Below are 13,653 nucleotides of genomic sequence, written 5' to 3' on the forward strand. Positions count from 1 at the left end.
GAATGTGGGCGCCCCTCGCAGCGCGGTTGCGGGGGCGGGCGGTGTCGCGTATCTGCTTGCCATGACAGCCGCACCGAAAACTCAGCAATCGTCGACGCCGTCAGTGGCCTCGGCGCATGACAAGATTCTGATTGTCGATTTCGGCAGTCAGGTGACGCAACTGATCGCCCGCCGCGTCCGCGAGATGGGGGTCTATTCCGAGATCGTGCCGTTCCAGAAGGCGGAGGCCGCCTTCAAGGAGATGAAGCCGAAGGCGGTGATCCTCTCCGGCGGCCCTGAGTCCGTGCACGAGACCGGCTCGCCGCGCGCCCCGCAGCTGATCTTCGAATCAGGCGTTCCCGTGCTCGGCATCTGCTACGGCCAGATGACCCTGGCCGCCCAGCTCGGCGGCGAGGTCGAGGGCGGGCACCACCGCGAGTTCGGCCGCGCCGATGTCGAGGTCAAGACCGACAGCTGCCTGTTCGACGGCGTCTGGGCCCACGGTGAAAAGCATCAGGTGTGGATGAGCCATGGCGATCGCATCACCAAGATGCCGCCGGGCTTCTCCGTGGCCGGCGTCTCGCCGAACGCGCCGTTCGCGATCATCCAGGACGAGAAGCGGAAATATTATGGGCTGATGTTCCATCCCGAGGTGGTGCACACGCCCGATGGCGCAAAGCTGTTGCGCAACTTCGTCCGCAAGGTCGCCGGCCTCACCGGCGACTGGACCATGCGCGCGTTCCGCGAGGAGGCGATCGAGAAGATCCGCGCCCAGGTCGGCCAAGGCAAGGTGATCTGCGGCCTGTCCGGCGGCGTGGATTCCGCCGTCGCCGCGGTGCTGATCCACGAGGCGATCGGCGACCAGCTGACCTGCGTGTTCGTCGATCACGGCCTGCTGCGGCTCGACGAGGCGAAGACGGTCGTCGACCTGTTCCGCAACCACTACAACATCCCGCTGGTCCATGTGGACGCGTCGAAAGAGTTCTTGGGCGAGCTCGTTGGCGTCACCGATCCGGAAGTGAAGCGCAAGACCATCGGTCGGCTGTTCATCGACGTCTTCGAGGCGGAAGCCAAGAAAATCGGCGGCGCCGCATTCCTGGCGCAGGGCACGCTTTACCCCGACGTGATCGAGAGCGTCTCCTTCACCGGCGGGCCGTCCGTCACCATCAAGTCGCACCACAATGTCGGCGGCCTGCCTGATCGCATGAACATGAAGCTGGTCGAACCCTTGCGCGAGCTGTTCAAGGACGAGGTGCGCGTGCTCGGCCGCGAGCTCGGCCTGCCCGAAGTGTTCGTCGGCCGCCACCCGTTCCCGGGCCCGGGCCTCGCCATCCGCTGCCCCGGCGACATCACCAGGGAGAAGCTCGACATCCTGCGCAACGCAGATGCTGTTTACATCGACCAGATCCGCAAGCACGGCCTCTACGACGCGATCTGGCAGGCCTTCGCGGTGCTGTTGCCGGTCAAGACCGTCGGCGTGATGGGCGACGGCAGAACTTACGAATACGTCGTCGGCCTGCGCGCCGTCACCTCGACCGACGGCATGACCGCGGACTTCTACCAGTTCGACATGAAGTTCTTGGCCGAGACCGCGACCCGCATCATCAACGAGGTGAAGGGCGTCAACCGGGTGGTGTACGACGTGACGTCAAAGCCGCCGGGGACGATTGAGTGGGAGTGAGGCGCGTCGGCGGTTGAACAACGGCCGTGCCGCTTCCTCTGCTGCTGCTGCCTTCTCCCGAGACAATCGAGCTGTGGCAGTGCCATCAGCCCGGCTGTCTTGGCATTTCGTTACACGTCGCGGTGGCGCATCGCGCCGGTTGAACAGCTGAGGCCAGCTCGACCGATCGATGCGCGTGGCGCGATCAATACGGACCCGGCTCGCAGGGGACGTTGTCGCCGGTCCAGGGCGCAGTGGCGAATGCACCGACGCGCGGCGCCGGAATGCAGGCGCGACCCTCAACATAGACCGGCTCGTTGGGCGCGGCGACACCGGCCTCCGCGATGTGCCGGGAAGCGGCGTGGGTCTCACGCGCCATCGCCGGTGACGCGACCATGGCAACCGCGATGAAAGCAGCCGACAACAGTTTGACGTTGGTCATTGAGTTTCTCCGTTTTGGTTTATTGGGCCAAGGAGTCTGGCCTCGTCAGATAGATGTGCACGGAGAGGGCGCGTTTGAACGCAATCCTTGCTCACGCCGGCTCAACGCTGCGTGAGTAACGCGATGGGTCGCCGCTGCATTTGAGAGATGGAGTTCCGTGCGCGGCTCAAGCGACAGCCATCATTCGTTTGCCGGCCATCGTCCACATCTTGGATGAACGTAACGTAATCCATCACGTCTTCGAGTGAAGCGCGTGAAGGCGGGCTACGCGATGGCTCACCCGCCGCCGTGAGCTAGCTGAACCTGAACATGCTCGCGTCCAACTGTCCTGGCGCAACGCCGATCAGCCAGACAGCGCTGCCGGCGGCATCGGTGATGATCGTGGTGTTGATGCCGGCCGCATAGAACTCGGCCGCCTGCACATCGGCGAACGAATGCAGCGATGTGCCGGCGAAGTTCACGAGGTCGTTGACGCCGACGGCGTTGAAGTCCTGGACGACCATGACCTCCGGGGTGGGGGTGCTGTCGCTGATCCTGAAAGTGTCGGAGCCGCCGCCACCCCACGCGTAATCGACTCCGCCGCCGCCGCTGATGAGGTCGGCGCCGCTCCCCATCAGGAACACATCGACGTTGCGGCCGCCGGTGACGGTGTCGCCCCCATTGGAGCCATAGACGTAGTTCTGGCCCCGGCCGCCGTAGATGACGTCGCCATCGGTCTCGCCGGAGGAAATGAAGATGTTGAGATCTTCGCCGCCTTCCATGATGTCAGTGCCGGCGCCGCCGTAGAAGTAAATCGTCCCCTGGCCACCGTAGAGGTCATCGCCACCGTTGCCGCCATACATGACGTTGACGTCGGAGCTTGTCACTTCCAACCCGTCTCCTAAGAGAACGTCAGCGCCGTCTCCGCCGAACAGATAGTTGAAACCGGAGTCGCCCCTGATGGTGTCGTTGCCGGCTTCACCTAGCAGGACGTCCGCGCCACGGTCGCCGAACAGCACATCATTGCCGCTCCCCGCATAGACGTAATCGTTGCCATCGTCGCCGGAGATGGTGTCGTTACCGTCTTCGCCGAGCAGCACGTCCGCGCCGTCGCCGCCGGACAACAGATCATTGCCGCTGCCCGCGTAGATATAATCGTCGCCGTCACCGCCATCGGCGGCATCATTGCCGGCGAAGCCGACGAGAACGTCATTGCCGGCAAGGCCGGTGAGTGAATCGTCGGCGGGGCCGCCATAAATCAGGTCGTTGCCCGGAGTCCCGCGACCAATGATTGGCAGGTCGCCGGCGTTCAGAATCATATCCGCAAATTGCAGATGTTCGACGTTGGTCAGATCATCGAAAGAGCTGCCATACACCCAGATTTCGTTGCCGAAGTCCTGGACGATATAGTCGTTTCGGTTGCCGGAGAACACGACGGTGTCATCTCCGGCGCCGCCGTCGATGCTATCGAATCCGGCTCCGCCGGCGATGGTATCGTCGCCCGCGCCGCCCCAGAAATGATCGGATCCGGACGACCCGGTGACGCTGTCGGCGCCTGCGAGAATGCCGGCGAAGAAGTGTCCGGGCTGGTATCCAAGGGTGATGTCCGTGATGCTTTCGAGCACCGTGGTGCCGTCGACGTCCACATGATCGACTGACGTCAGCGTCGTCCAGGTCGGGTCGCCCGAAATCGTCAGGCCGGTTCCGTTGAGATACGTAAGCGTGCCGTCGGCATTCGTGAAAATCAGCCGGGTCGAGGTGGAGTTGACCGGGTCGATTGTACCGAGAGCGTCGGCTCCCCAGGATGAATCCGTTGTTCCGAAAAAAGCAGTCCAAATCGCCACGATCAACCTCGCGCCGCATCCTCAATCTAAAGGTGTGATTACTGTGTCAGAACAACGCGATCAAGTATAATGTTGTCATCAATTCTGCCTGGGGCACGGCGAATGACGCCCTGGGCGCGTTTCCTGAGTCACCGAAAATGGACGGCCGCATGTGAGACTTGCGGCCGCTCGATCTCGCGGGCCGCCAGCAAGCGTAGCCCGGATGTGCGCAGCGATATCCGCGCGAATCTTATTCAGCCGGGTCACTGGCTTTCGCTGTTTACCGCCAGTTGAGCCTGGAAAGCCCGCTTGTACGCAGGCCGCGCTTCGCCGCGGGCGACGTAGGCGACCAGGTTCGGAAATTCGTTCAGGATGCCCGATGCTCTCAACCTGAGCAGCACCGACACCATCATCAGGTCGCCCGCGCTGAACGCGCCGTCGAGCCAGTCGGCATCGCCGAGGCGGGCGGAGAGCTGCTTCAGCCGGTCGCGGACGCGGTCCATGACCAGAGGCAGGCGGTCCCTGGTCCATGGCTTGTCGCTCTCCAGAATCCTGGCGGTGACGAGCTCGAGGATCGGAGGTTCCACCGTGTTGACCGCGGCAAACATCCACATGATTGCGCGGGCGCGGGCATTGGCATCGCCGGGCAGCAGGCCCGCATGACGCTCGGCGATATGGAGCACGATCGATCCTGTCTCGAACAGCACGAGATCGCCTTCCTCATAGGTCGGAATCTGGCCGAAGGGATGCAGCGCCAGATGTGCTGGCTCCTTCATCGCCTGGAACGAAATCAGGCGAACCTCGTAAGGCTGGCCCACTTCTTCCAACGCCCAGCGAACGCGCGTATCGCGCGCCAGTCCCTTGCCGCCATCGGGTGATCGTTCGAAGGCGGTGATGGTGGGGGTCATCGTTTCTCTCCATGTCCTTGCCTGGTATCCCGAGGACGAGCAGGCGGCGCGTTTCACGACAGCCGATTTGGGAATCTTTTGACCGCGTTTCGCGGGCCTTAGTTGCCTCGACGCAAATCAATTCGCTTCGTACCACCTGCGACAAATCACCCCGACGGGCAACTCAGCAAAACCTGTCAATCCGCCGATGAGAAAATATTCCGCTTGGCGTTTCACCCAACTCAGATGTTCAATCTGCGCGTCCCACCCGATCGAGGGGCGTTTCGCGATCGTCACGAGCGCGGTGTGGGATGCGGTGGACGCGGAGCGTGTGACTGACGAGAGCACGCGAAGCGGACGGTGAAGTCGTGTGGTCCTGACGCCCTAGCGGCAGGTGTCTTCTCGCGGGATGCGAACGCGCCTTGCGAGGGCGGTGACAAGCAAGCCCAGTCTCGCCGGGGAGAGCACGAAGTAAGCCGCACAACCATCGCGCAGGGAAGGCCGGGATGTCCCGGTTACACCTGTGGTCCTACCCCCGTGCTTTCTACCCTTTGCACGGGGCCCATGGGTGCGATCGGCACCCGGTCTTCCCCGCGCCCTCTGTTCAAGAGAGGGCGGAACGCAGAGCAAAGCTCGGGCAATTCATGTCGCGAGAATGCCAAAGTACGTCCCCACCCTCAGTTGTCATCGCCCGGCTCGCCGCCTTCGCTAAAGCTTCGGCGTGCCAGGGATTCGTGGCCTCGTCGAAGCCTTGGCGGAGACGGGACCGGGCGATCCAGTACGCCGCGGCCTCTCGGCTCAAGCACAGGCGTCTCTGGAATACTGGATCACCCGCATGCGCGGGTGATGACACCGCGTGGTGCGACAACTTGAATCGAGGACCATCCTCATCGTCCTCCTGGCTTCCGCCAGGACGACAGTGGTGCGAGCAGAGGCGGTGCTGCGACAAACGCCATCCTGCAAATTATTTTCATCAGTCTGTTGCCGTGATGTCGGCTGGCGTCTTCGCCGATCGTCCTGTGCACAAACCAGGAGACTGCAAATGACCGATCTCGTCACATGCCTTTGGTTCGATCAGGGCCAGGCGCGCGAAGCGGCGGAGTTTTACGCCGCGACTTTCCCCGACAGCCGTGTCGATGCGGGCCACCCATCGCCCATACCGGGTATCGGGCAGGGCGACGAGCTGACCGTGGAGTTTACGGTGCTTGGCCGCCGCTTCGTCGGGCTGAACGGCGGCTCCAACTACAAGCCGAACGAGGCGGTGAGTTTCATGGTGCTGACCGACAGCCAGGACGAGACCGATCGCTACTGGAATGCGGTCACCGGCAATGGCGGCAAGGAATTGCCGTGCGGCTGGTGCCGGGATCGCTGGGGCTTTGCCTGGCAGATCACGCCGCGACGGTTGCTTGCGCTCGTCAACGGGGCTGACCGTGCCGCCGGGAAGCGCGCGATGGAGGCGATGATGACGATGACGAAGATCGACATCGCCGCGATCGAGCGTGCGGCGGTGAATGCGTAGGAAGCGTAGGGTGGATGAGCGAAGCGTAATTCACCATGCTGTTGGGTTTTGGTCCATATGGCGGGTTACGCGGAGCCTGTCATCGGGCCGCGCTTCGCGCGGACCCGTTGGCCAACCCGCCCTACGATTCCGGCCTAACCGCGCGACAGCTTCTCGAACCGCTTGATCAGGCGCTCCCGCTTCAAGCGGGACAGCCGCCTGATCCAGAACACGCCGTCGAGCTGATCGATCTCGTGCTGGTGGCACACCGCGCGCAGGCCGTCCGACTCCTCGGTGTGCATGTTGCCGTCGGTGTCCTGATAGCGGATCCGGAGGCGCGCGTGCCGCTCGACCTCGTCATTGACCCCGGGCATCGAGACGCTGCCTTCCTTGTGCAGGATCATCTCGCCCGAGGCCCGGATGATCTCCGGATTGACATAGGTCCGCGGGCCCTCGCTTTTGTCGAGCTCGAGCACCACGACCCGCAGCGCCACGCCGATATGCGGCGCGGTGATGCCGATGCCCGGCGCGGCGTGCATGGTCTCGAGCAGGTCGGCCGCCAGCTCGCGCAGCGCGTCGTCGAACATGCTCACCGGCTCGGCCGGGAGTGCAAGCCGCGGATCGGGATAGCGGACGATGGGGCGGATGGTCATGCCAGCGTCTTAGGCCAGCGCGTGGCGCCGGACAACATGTGCATGCAGGGGCGCCGCGCGGCGTGCCGCTCAGAGACGTTTCTCGAAGAACAGGTCGGGGTAGGGGTCGTCGTTGAAGCGCGGGATCTCGGTCCAGCCGCTCCGGCGATAGAGCTGGCCGGCTTCCGCCAGCGCGCTGTTGGTGTCGAGCCGCAGCACCGCGATGCCGAGCTCGCGTGCGGCGCGCTCGGTTGCGTCCATCAGGCGGCGGCCGAGGCCGAGGCCGCGCGCGGCCGGCGCGACCCAAAGCCGCTTGATCTCCGCGAATTCGCCGCTGCTGCCCTTCAGCCCGACGCAGCCGAGCGGCAGGCCGTCCGACATCGCCACGATGAAGCTGCCGCGCGGGCGCACCATGTCCTTGGCATCAGGGTCGCGCGACAGCTTGACGTCGAACCCCTGTTTGAAGCGTCGTCCGAGCTCGGCGTAATATTCGCCGAGGCAGTAGCGTGCTTCCTCGCCGCGCGGATCCATCTCGTGCAGAGCGGTGCCGTCGCGCCCGAGCGCCGAGGCGATCATGTCCATCGCCGCCAGCAGCGCCTCGCGTTGCGTGTGGTGGGCGAGGAAGTCCTTTGCCTGGCGGTTGGAGATCGCCTCATAGGCGTTGAACTCGCGTCGGCCGGCCGGCGTCAGCCTGGCGATGCGTCGTCGCGCGTCGTCGCCATGCGTCGTGGTCTCGATCAGCCCCTCGTCCTCGAGACTGCGCAACAGACGGCTCATCAGGCCGGAATCGAGGACGAGATAATCCCTGATCTCGCCCACGTCGGTGCGTCCATGCCCGATCGCGTTGAGCACACGCGCCGCGCCGAGCGGCCGGCCGCGCCCGAGGAACGAGGTGTCGAGCGCGCCGACGGCGGATGTGACGGCACGGTTGAAACGGCGGACGCGGGAAACAGGGTCAAGCATATGTCTGACTTTAGTCAGATATCATTTCCGCGTCAATCGCTCGCCGATCCGCGGCGTCCCTTCATGCCATGTCCGCGGTCACGCGACGGCCATCCTGGCCTTGACGGTCTGCGGATCGACGAAGCCGCCGAAGCCGACCGCGATCCGGTTCCAGCCGTTGATGATGTTGATCAGCAAGGTCACCTTGACCTGCTCCTCCGCCGTGAAATGCGCCTTCAGCGTCTCATAGGCTTCGACATGGGTGTGCTGCTCGCAGAGCCGCGTCAGCGCCTCGGTCCAGCCGAGCGCGGCGCGCTCGCGGTCGGTGTAGCAGGGCGCCTCGCGCCAGGCCGACAGCAGATAGATGCGCTGCTCGGTCTCGCCCTCGTCGCGGGCGAAGGTCGTGTGCAAATTGATGCAGTTGGCGCAGCCGTTGATCTCCGAGGCGCGGATCTTGATGAGCTCGGCGAGCTTTGGCTCGAGGCTGGCCGCGATCGCGACGGAAGCCTCGAACCAGATCTTCATGATCCTGGGGGCGGCGGCGAGGGGATCAAGTCTGACAGTCATGCTGGGTTCCTCGGTGTTGTCTGTGACATCAAGACGAACGAGGAACGGCCAACGTGACATGATGGCGAGATTTTTCTGGGATCTAGTTCCGCGACAGCACCAGCAAATTGCCGGCCAGGATCGCAGCGGCGCCGGCGAGCACCGGCCAGCCGAGCGCAAGGTGCTCGAACAGCGCGGACAGCACCAGGGCGACCAGCGGCACCAGCGCGAGTGTGTAGGCGGCGCGGCCGGGACCGAGGCGGCGTACCAGCTCGAAATACAGCATGAAGGTAATGCAGGACGCGGCGATCGCGAGATAGAGGAAGCTTGTGAGGTAAGAAAGGGAAATGTCGGCCGCAAACGGCGTGCCGGTCGCTGTGGCCCAAAGCGCGCTCGCGGCTGCGCCGACGAATGCGCCCCATGCGAGCACGGAGACGACGGGCAGTCCGGCGCGCTGGTTGCGCGCGCCGACGGTGGTCCCGGCGCCGGTCGCGATCGCCGCGATGAACGCCCAGGCGAAACCTGCAAGCGATGCGCCTCCATGCGCGCCGGCGCCGGGCAGGAAGATGATCGCCAGCCCAAGGATGCCGCACAGCGTGCCCCACACGAAGTCGGAGGAGATCGGGACGCCGAGCACGGCGCGCGCGATCACGGCGGCAAACAGCGACGATGTCGACAGCACCAGCGCCGCAAGCCCGCTCGGCATGCGCGCGGTCGCTTCATAGAAGGCGATGAAGGCAATGGCGAAGAACAGCAGGCCCTGCAACGCGACGGCCGGCCGATCTTTTCGCGGGATCGCCAGCGGCACGCCGCGCAGCCGTCCGTAGCCGAGCAGGATGAGGCCCGCGAGCACCATGCGCAATGCGACCGACCACGGCGCGGGCGTCACGCCGGCCTGCATCGCGGTTGCCAGCGCGCCGCCGCCCCACAGCAGTGCGGTCAGCGCGAACAGTGCGGCGGTCATGGCGCAGCGGTGTCATCGAGCAGCGCGTGCCAGCCACCGGCGTCAATCCGTGCGCTCTCTCCCTCAAGCCTGGTGAGGGCGGAATCCAGCGTCGTTCGCTCGCTCTCCGAGAGGCGCGCCAGCAACCGCGCCTCGATCGCGCTGCCCAGCGCGGCGATCCGGTTGAAGGCGACCCGGCCGCTGCGGGTGATGCTGACCGCGGCGAAGCGCCGGTCGGTCTTGCCGGAGCGTCGCACGGCGAAGCCGAGCTCGACGAGCTGGCTGATGCCGCGGCTGACCGCGAACGGATCGAGCGCGCAGGCGCGGCCGATCTCGGAGGCATTGGCGGCATTCCGTTCGGCGATGACGGCGAGGATGCGCCAGCCGGCCTGGCTCAGTCCAAATGTCTCGCCGTAGAAACTCTCGAGCGGGCGGGCGACCTGCGCGGCGACCAGGAACAGGCGGTAGGGCAGCCAGGCGCTGAGCTTGAGGCCATCATCGGACGCAGGGGCGGTCTGTTTCATGGGGCAGGAGGCTCGCACGAGTAATTGCAAAGTGCAAGTATATCGCAAGGATGAAGTCAGGCGTCGAGGCACATGCGCGAAAATCCCGACACACTTGTCACTCCCACCCGTCGCTGCCGCTGCGCCAGATTGGGGCATGGCCAATGACGAACGGCCGCGGACGTGGAACTGCGCAGTGGTCGCGGAGTTCGTCCAATCAGAGATGGAGATCATCATGAGCAAATCAGCGGAAAACGATCGCGGCGGACTGGCGGCGATGCAGACGCCGCCGGTGGTGTCGCAGGAGGCGTGGGAGGCCGCGCGCCTGCAGATGCTGGTGAAGGAGAAGGCGCAGGTGCGGGCGCGCGATGCACTCGCCGCCGAGCGGCGGCGGATGCCCTGGATGGCGGTCGAGAAGCCGTATGTGTTCGAGGGACCGAACGGCAAGGTCAGCCTGCTCGATCTGTTCGAGGGCCGCCGGCAGCTGATCGTCTACCGCGCCTTCTTCGAGCCCGGCGTGTTCGGCTGGCCCGATCACGGCTGCCGCGGCTGCTCGCTCGGCGCCGATCAGGTCAGCCATCTCTCCCATCTGAACCAGCGCGACACCACGCTCGCCTACGCCTCGCGCGCGCCGCAGGCCGATATCGCGCGGCTGAAGGCGCGGATGGAATGGGAGATGCCATGGTACACGATCACCGACAGTTTCGATGCCGACTTCGGCGTTGCCGAGTGGCACGGCCACAACGTCTTCATTCGCGACGGCGCGCGGATCTTCCGCACCTATCTCGTCAACAGCCGTGGTGACGAATCGATGGGCACGGTCTGGAGCTATCTCGACATCACGCCGTTCGGCCGCCAAGAGCTCTGGGAAGACTCGCCGAAGGGCTATCCGCAGGGCCCGACCTACAAATGGTGGAACTGGCACGACAATTACGATGCCGAGGCGACGCCGAATGCAAAATGGGCCGCGGTGACCGATGCCGGTGAGGCCGCATTCCGTGAGATCGCGGAGCAGGAGCGCAAGGCCACTTGATGGGGTGGGAGCAGGGAGGGCGCGCAGCGTCCCTTCCTAGCGGCCGTTGTTCCTCGCGGCCGAGAGCGTCTTCAGCGCCGACAAGGTCTGCCGCAGCCCGCGATCGAGGCGCTTGTCGCGGCGGATCACGACGGCGAGCCGGCGGTACAGCTTTGGCGACAGCGACCGCACGACGAGATCGCGCTGCCTGGTCCTGGCAGGCACGGCCATGCCGGGCAGCATCGCGCAACCGAGACCGGCGCGCACCATCTCCTTGATCGCCTCGACGCTGCCGAGCGACATCAGCGGTTTCAACGACACGCCGCCGCGCGCCAGCCACTCGTCCGCGGTGCGTCGCGTGTTGCCTCCGGGCTCGAACAAGAGAACGGGCCTGGTCGCCAGCACCTCCGGCGTGATCCGCGTCGGCAGTTGCATGTCGCGGGGCGCGATCAGCACGAACTCGTCGTTCATGACCGGGGTGATCTCGAAGCTTCGTCCCGACACCGGCAGCGTGACCAGCGCGATGTCGATCGTGTTGTCCTCGACGGCTCTGGCGATCTCCGCCGTGTTGCCCGTGGTGACCGTGATCTCGAGCGAGGGCAGTGCGGCTCGTAACTCCTTCAGGATCGGCGGCAGCAGGAAGATGCAGGCGGTCGCGCCGGTGCCGAGCCGCACCCGGCCTGCCGTTCCCGTCGTCTGCTGCGCGACGGCGTCGACCGCCGATGTCACGGCCGCGTTGATCTGATACGCGTGCGAAAGCAAGGCGACGCCGGCCGCCGTCGGTCTGGCCCGCCGTCCGACCCGTTCGATCAGGGTCGCATTCAGGCTCCGCTCGAGCTGGCGCACTTGCAGGCTCACCGCCGGCTGCGTCAGCTGCAGCCGTTCGGCCGCCGCGGAGAAGCTGCCGCAATCGATTACCACGGCGAAGCTCTCGAGATAGTCGAGGTTGAGGCTCTTCATCAAAGTATCTCTTATGCTTCGCATGAGCTGTCAAAGCTTCACTTATATAACGCCAGGGCGCATGCTCGAGCAATATTGACGGCTTGGGTGAGAGACGGAATGGCGGTAGGCAGCAACGGCGTCGTGGTCCGCGACGCTGCGGACGGTGACATGGCTGACGTGCAGGGCATCTACGCCCATCACGTGCTGAACGGGCTGGCGACCTTCGAGGAGGTGCCGCCGACGGTGGACGAGATGCGCAGCCGCCGGAACGCCATGCTGGCGGCGGGGCTGCCGTATCTCGTGGCTGTAGTCGACGGCCGGGTGGCCGGCTATTCCTATGCGACATCGTATCGGCCGCGGCCGGCCTATCGCCACACGATCGAGGATTCCGTCTATGTGTCCGACGGACTACGCGGACGCGGCATCGGCATCGCGCTGCTGCAGGGCTTGATCGCGCGCGCCGAAGCAGGGCCGTGGCGGCAGATGCTGGCGGTGATCGGCAACAGCGGCAATGCCGGATCGATCGCGCTGCACCGTCGCATGGGCTTTCAGCCGGTGGGCACCCTGACATCGGTGGGCTTCAAGCTCGGCCAATGGGTCGACACCGTGCTGATGCAGCGGCAGCTGGGGCCGGGCGCATCCGTGCTTCCATCGGAGCGGGAGACGGCCCGGTGATCGAACGCCGGGTCGTGGCTGCCCTCGGGCTTGCACAACTGATATCGTGGGGGGCGACCTATTACCTGATCGGCGGCTTCGGCGAGCAGATCGCCGCAGATCTCGGCTGGAGCCGCGACATCGTCTACGGCGGATTTGCCGCTGCGCTGTTGGTGATGGGCGTGACGTCGCCGCTCGCGGGCCGGTGGGTGGACGGCCGCGGCGGCCGCGAGGTCATGGTCGCGGGCGCCGCGATCAACGCGCTCGGCTGTGCCGGTCTCGCTGTCTCGCATCAGATCAGCACCTATTTCGTATCCTGGATCGTTCTTGGTCTCGGCATGCGGCTGACGCTGTACGATGCGGCGTTCGCGGCGTTGGCCCGGATCGGCGGACCGGAGGCACGCCGCGCGATGTCCGGCATCACCCTGCTTGGTGGCCTGGCGGCGACGGTATTCTGGCCGCTCGGCCATACGCTGTCGGAATATTTCGGCTGGCGCGTTGCGGTGCTGGCCTATGCCGGCCTTGCGCTGCTGACGATCCCGCTGCATCTGCTGATTCCGAACCAGCGGTTTGTCGGCGTCCCGAGCTCCAGTTCGGTGATGCCCAAGCAACCGCGCGCCCTCGGTCGCCGGCAGCTTGCGGCGGCAGGCGGGCTTTACGCCGTGATCATGACCGGCGCCAATTTCCTGAATGCCGGCATGTCCGCGCACATGATCGCGGTGCTCTCCGGCCTCGGGCTCACCGTCACCGTGGCGGTGTGGATCGCAACGTTCCGGGGAATTGGGCAATCCGCCGCGCGTCTCTGCGAAGTGCTGTTTGGCGGACGGATCGATCCGCTCGCGCTCAACATGGCTGCCTGCCTGATCATGCCGCTCTCCTTCATCGCCGGCCTGTTCAGCGGGTCGTCGAAGGAGATGGGGATCGCCTTCGCGCTGCTGTACGGCGCCTGCAACGGCATTCTGACCATCACCCGGGGAACGCTGCCGCTGATCCTGTTCGATCATCGCAGCTATGGCACGTTGGTCGGCCGGCTGATTGTTCCGAGCTTCATCCTGCCCGCGGCGGCGCCGCTGGCCTATGCGATCGTGATCGACCGGCTCGGCGATGCGGCCGCGCTTTATCTCTCCGCCAGCCTTGCCGTGATGACATTGCTCGCTGCCGTCATGCTGAAGTTGCTGTTTCCGTCGCGTCTTGAGGACGCGAAGCAATAG

The 13,653-nt window shown here is 65.2% G+C and carries 14 protein-coding genes; 5 read left to right on the forward strand and 9 right to left on the reverse strand.

Annotation, left to right across the window (positions count from 1 at the left end; translation table 11 throughout):
- The first annotated feature begins 61 nt into the window (after window positions 1-61).
- Complete coding sequence (gene guaA / locus HAP48_RS35410; protein WP_166204432.1) at window positions 62-1,660, forward strand: glutamine-hydrolyzing GMP synthase; 1,599 nt, start codon at window positions 62-64, stop codon at window positions 1,658-1,660.
- Between the two features lie 184 nt (window positions 1,661-1,844).
- Here the strand turns inward: guaA and HAP48_RS35415 are convergent, their stop codons facing one another.
- The 3 genes from HAP48_RS35415 to HAP48_RS35425 all read right to left on the reverse strand — a co-directional run bounded on the left by HAP48_RS35415 (window position 1,845) and on the right by HAP48_RS35425 (window position 4,791).
- Window positions 1,845-2,081, reverse strand: coding sequence for a hypothetical protein (locus HAP48_RS35415; RefSeq protein ID WP_166204433.1), 237 nt, complete (start codon window positions 2,079-2,081; stop codon window positions 1,845-1,847).
- 293 nt (window positions 2,082-2,374) lie between these two features.
- Window positions 2,375-3,904: a calcium-binding protein gene (locus tag HAP48_RS35420; protein ID WP_224497104.1), complete on the reverse strand. Its 1,530-nt coding sequence runs from the start codon at window positions 3,902-3,904 to the stop codon at window positions 2,375-2,377.
- Window positions 3,905-4,146: 242 nt separating this feature from the next.
- The gene (locus HAP48_RS35425) at window positions 4,147-4,791 is read right to left on the reverse strand and encodes a glutathione S-transferase family protein (RefSeq protein ID WP_166204435.1); all 645 of its coding nucleotides are present in this window, start codon (window positions 4,789-4,791) and stop codon (window positions 4,147-4,149) included.
- A gap of 1,021 nt (window positions 4,792-5,812) precedes the next feature.
- On the opposite strand from HAP48_RS35425, the gene HAP48_RS35430 reads away from it, so the two are divergent.
- Window positions 5,813-6,289 (forward strand): VOC family protein, encoded by a 477-nt coding sequence (locus HAP48_RS35430; RefSeq protein ID WP_166204436.1) that lies wholly within the window; start codon window positions 5,813-5,815, stop codon window positions 6,287-6,289.
- Window positions 6,290-6,423: 134 nt separating this feature from the next.
- Here the strand turns inward: HAP48_RS35430 and HAP48_RS35435 are convergent, their stop codons facing one another.
- The 5 genes from HAP48_RS35435 to HAP48_RS35455 form a co-directional block, all read right to left on the reverse strand.
- A complete protein-coding gene (locus HAP48_RS35435; protein ID WP_166204437.1) occupies window positions 6,424-6,921 on the reverse strand; it encodes a peptide deformylase in 498 nt (165 codons plus the stop codon).
- 69 nt (window positions 6,922-6,990) lie between these two features.
- Complete coding sequence (locus HAP48_RS35440; RefSeq protein ID WP_166204438.1) at window positions 6,991-7,863, reverse strand: bifunctional helix-turn-helix transcriptional regulator/GNAT family N-acetyltransferase; 873 nt, start codon at window positions 7,861-7,863, stop codon at window positions 6,991-6,993.
- Between the two features lie 78 nt (window positions 7,864-7,941).
- Window positions 7,942-8,409 carry a carboxymuconolactone decarboxylase family protein gene (locus tag HAP48_RS35445; protein WP_166204439.1) on the reverse strand — a complete coding sequence of 156 codons (468 nt, stop codon included), beginning with the start codon at window positions 8,407-8,409 and terminating at the stop codon, window positions 7,942-7,944.
- Between the two features lie 82 nt (window positions 8,410-8,491).
- Window positions 8,492-9,352: a DMT family transporter gene (locus HAP48_RS35450; RefSeq protein ID WP_166204440.1), complete on the reverse strand. Its 861-nt coding sequence runs from the start codon at window positions 9,350-9,352 to the stop codon at window positions 8,492-8,494.
- Entirely contained in the window at window positions 9,349-9,855 is a 507-nt protein-coding gene (locus tag HAP48_RS35455; protein WP_166204441.1) for a MarR family winged helix-turn-helix transcriptional regulator, read from the reverse strand. Before HAP48_RS35455 ends, HAP48_RS35450 begins: the two co-directional genes overlap by 4 nt.
- A 214-nt stretch (window positions 9,856-10,069) precedes the next feature.
- Between HAP48_RS35455 and HAP48_RS35460 the strand changes: the two genes are divergently transcribed.
- Entirely contained in the window at window positions 10,070-10,867 is a 798-nt protein-coding gene (locus HAP48_RS35460) for a DUF899 domain-containing protein (protein WP_166204442.1), read from the forward strand.
- A 36-nt stretch (window positions 10,868-10,903) separates the two neighbouring features.
- Here the strand turns inward: HAP48_RS35460 and HAP48_RS35465 are convergent, their stop codons facing one another.
- Window positions 10,904-11,806, reverse strand: a complete 903-nt coding sequence (locus tag HAP48_RS35465) for a LysR family transcriptional regulator (protein WP_166204443.1) — start codon at window positions 11,804-11,806, stop codon at window positions 10,904-10,906.
- 99 nt (window positions 11,807-11,905) lie between these two features.
- Here HAP48_RS35465 and HAP48_RS35470 point away from each other — a divergent pair, with 99 nt between their 5' ends.
- Window positions 11,906-12,463, forward strand: coding sequence for a GNAT family N-acetyltransferase (locus HAP48_RS35470; RefSeq protein ID WP_166204444.1), 558 nt, complete (start codon window positions 11,906-11,908; stop codon window positions 12,461-12,463).
- The gene (locus HAP48_RS35475) at window positions 12,460-13,653 is read left to right on the forward strand and encodes an MFS transporter (RefSeq protein ID WP_224496745.1); all 1,194 of its coding nucleotides are present in this window, start codon (window positions 12,460-12,462) and stop codon (window positions 13,651-13,653) included. The genes HAP48_RS35470 and HAP48_RS35475 overlap by 4 nt, the downstream gene beginning before the upstream one ends.

The organism is Bradyrhizobium septentrionale (assembly GCF_011516645.4).
Lineage (GTDB): Bacteria > Pseudomonadota > Alphaproteobacteria > Rhizobiales > Xanthobacteraceae > Bradyrhizobium > Bradyrhizobium septentrionale.

Bases quoted from the DNA above. Each gene is read 5' to 3' on its own strand.
- guaA (WP_166204432.1), top strand. From the start codon at position 62: ATGACAGCCGCACCGAAAACTCAGCAATCGTCGACGCCGTCAGTGGCC.
- HAP48_RS35415 (WP_166204433.1), bottom strand. From the start codon at position 2,081: ATGACCAACGTCAAACTGTTGTCGGCTGCTTTCATCGCGGTTGCCATG.
- HAP48_RS35425 (WP_166204435.1), bottom strand. From the start codon at position 4,791: ATGACCCCCACCATCACCGCCTTCGAACGATCACCCGATGGCGGCAAG.
- HAP48_RS35430 (WP_166204436.1), top strand. From the start codon at position 5,813: ATGACCGATCTCGTCACATGCCTTTGGTTCGATCAGGGCCAGGCGCGC.
- HAP48_RS35435 (WP_166204437.1), bottom strand. From the start codon at position 6,921: ATGACCATCCGCCCCATCGTCCGCTATCCCGATCCGCGGCTTGCACTC.
- HAP48_RS35440 (WP_166204438.1), bottom strand. From the start codon at position 7,863: ATGCTTGACCCTGTTTCCCGCGTCCGCCGTTTCAACCGTGCCGTCACA.
- HAP48_RS35445 (WP_166204439.1), bottom strand. From the start codon at position 8,409: ATGACTGTCAGACTTGATCCCCTCGCCGCCGCCCCCAGGATCATGAAG.
- HAP48_RS35450 (WP_166204440.1), bottom strand. From the start codon at position 9,352: ATGACCGCCGCACTGTTCGCGCTGACCGCACTGCTGTGGGGCGGCGGC.
- HAP48_RS35455 (WP_166204441.1), bottom strand. From the start codon at position 9,855: ATGAAACAGACCGCCCCTGCGTCCGATGATGGCCTCAAGCTCAGCGCC.
- HAP48_RS35460 (WP_166204442.1), top strand. From the start codon at position 10,070: ATGAGCAAATCAGCGGAAAACGATCGCGGCGGACTGGCGGCGATGCAG.
- HAP48_RS35465 (WP_166204443.1), bottom strand. From the start codon at position 11,806: ATGAAGAGCCTCAACCTCGACTATCTCGAGAGCTTCGCCGTGGTAATC.
- HAP48_RS35470 (WP_166204444.1), top strand. From the start codon at position 11,906: ATGGCGGTAGGCAGCAACGGCGTCGTGGTCCGCGACGCTGCGGACGGT.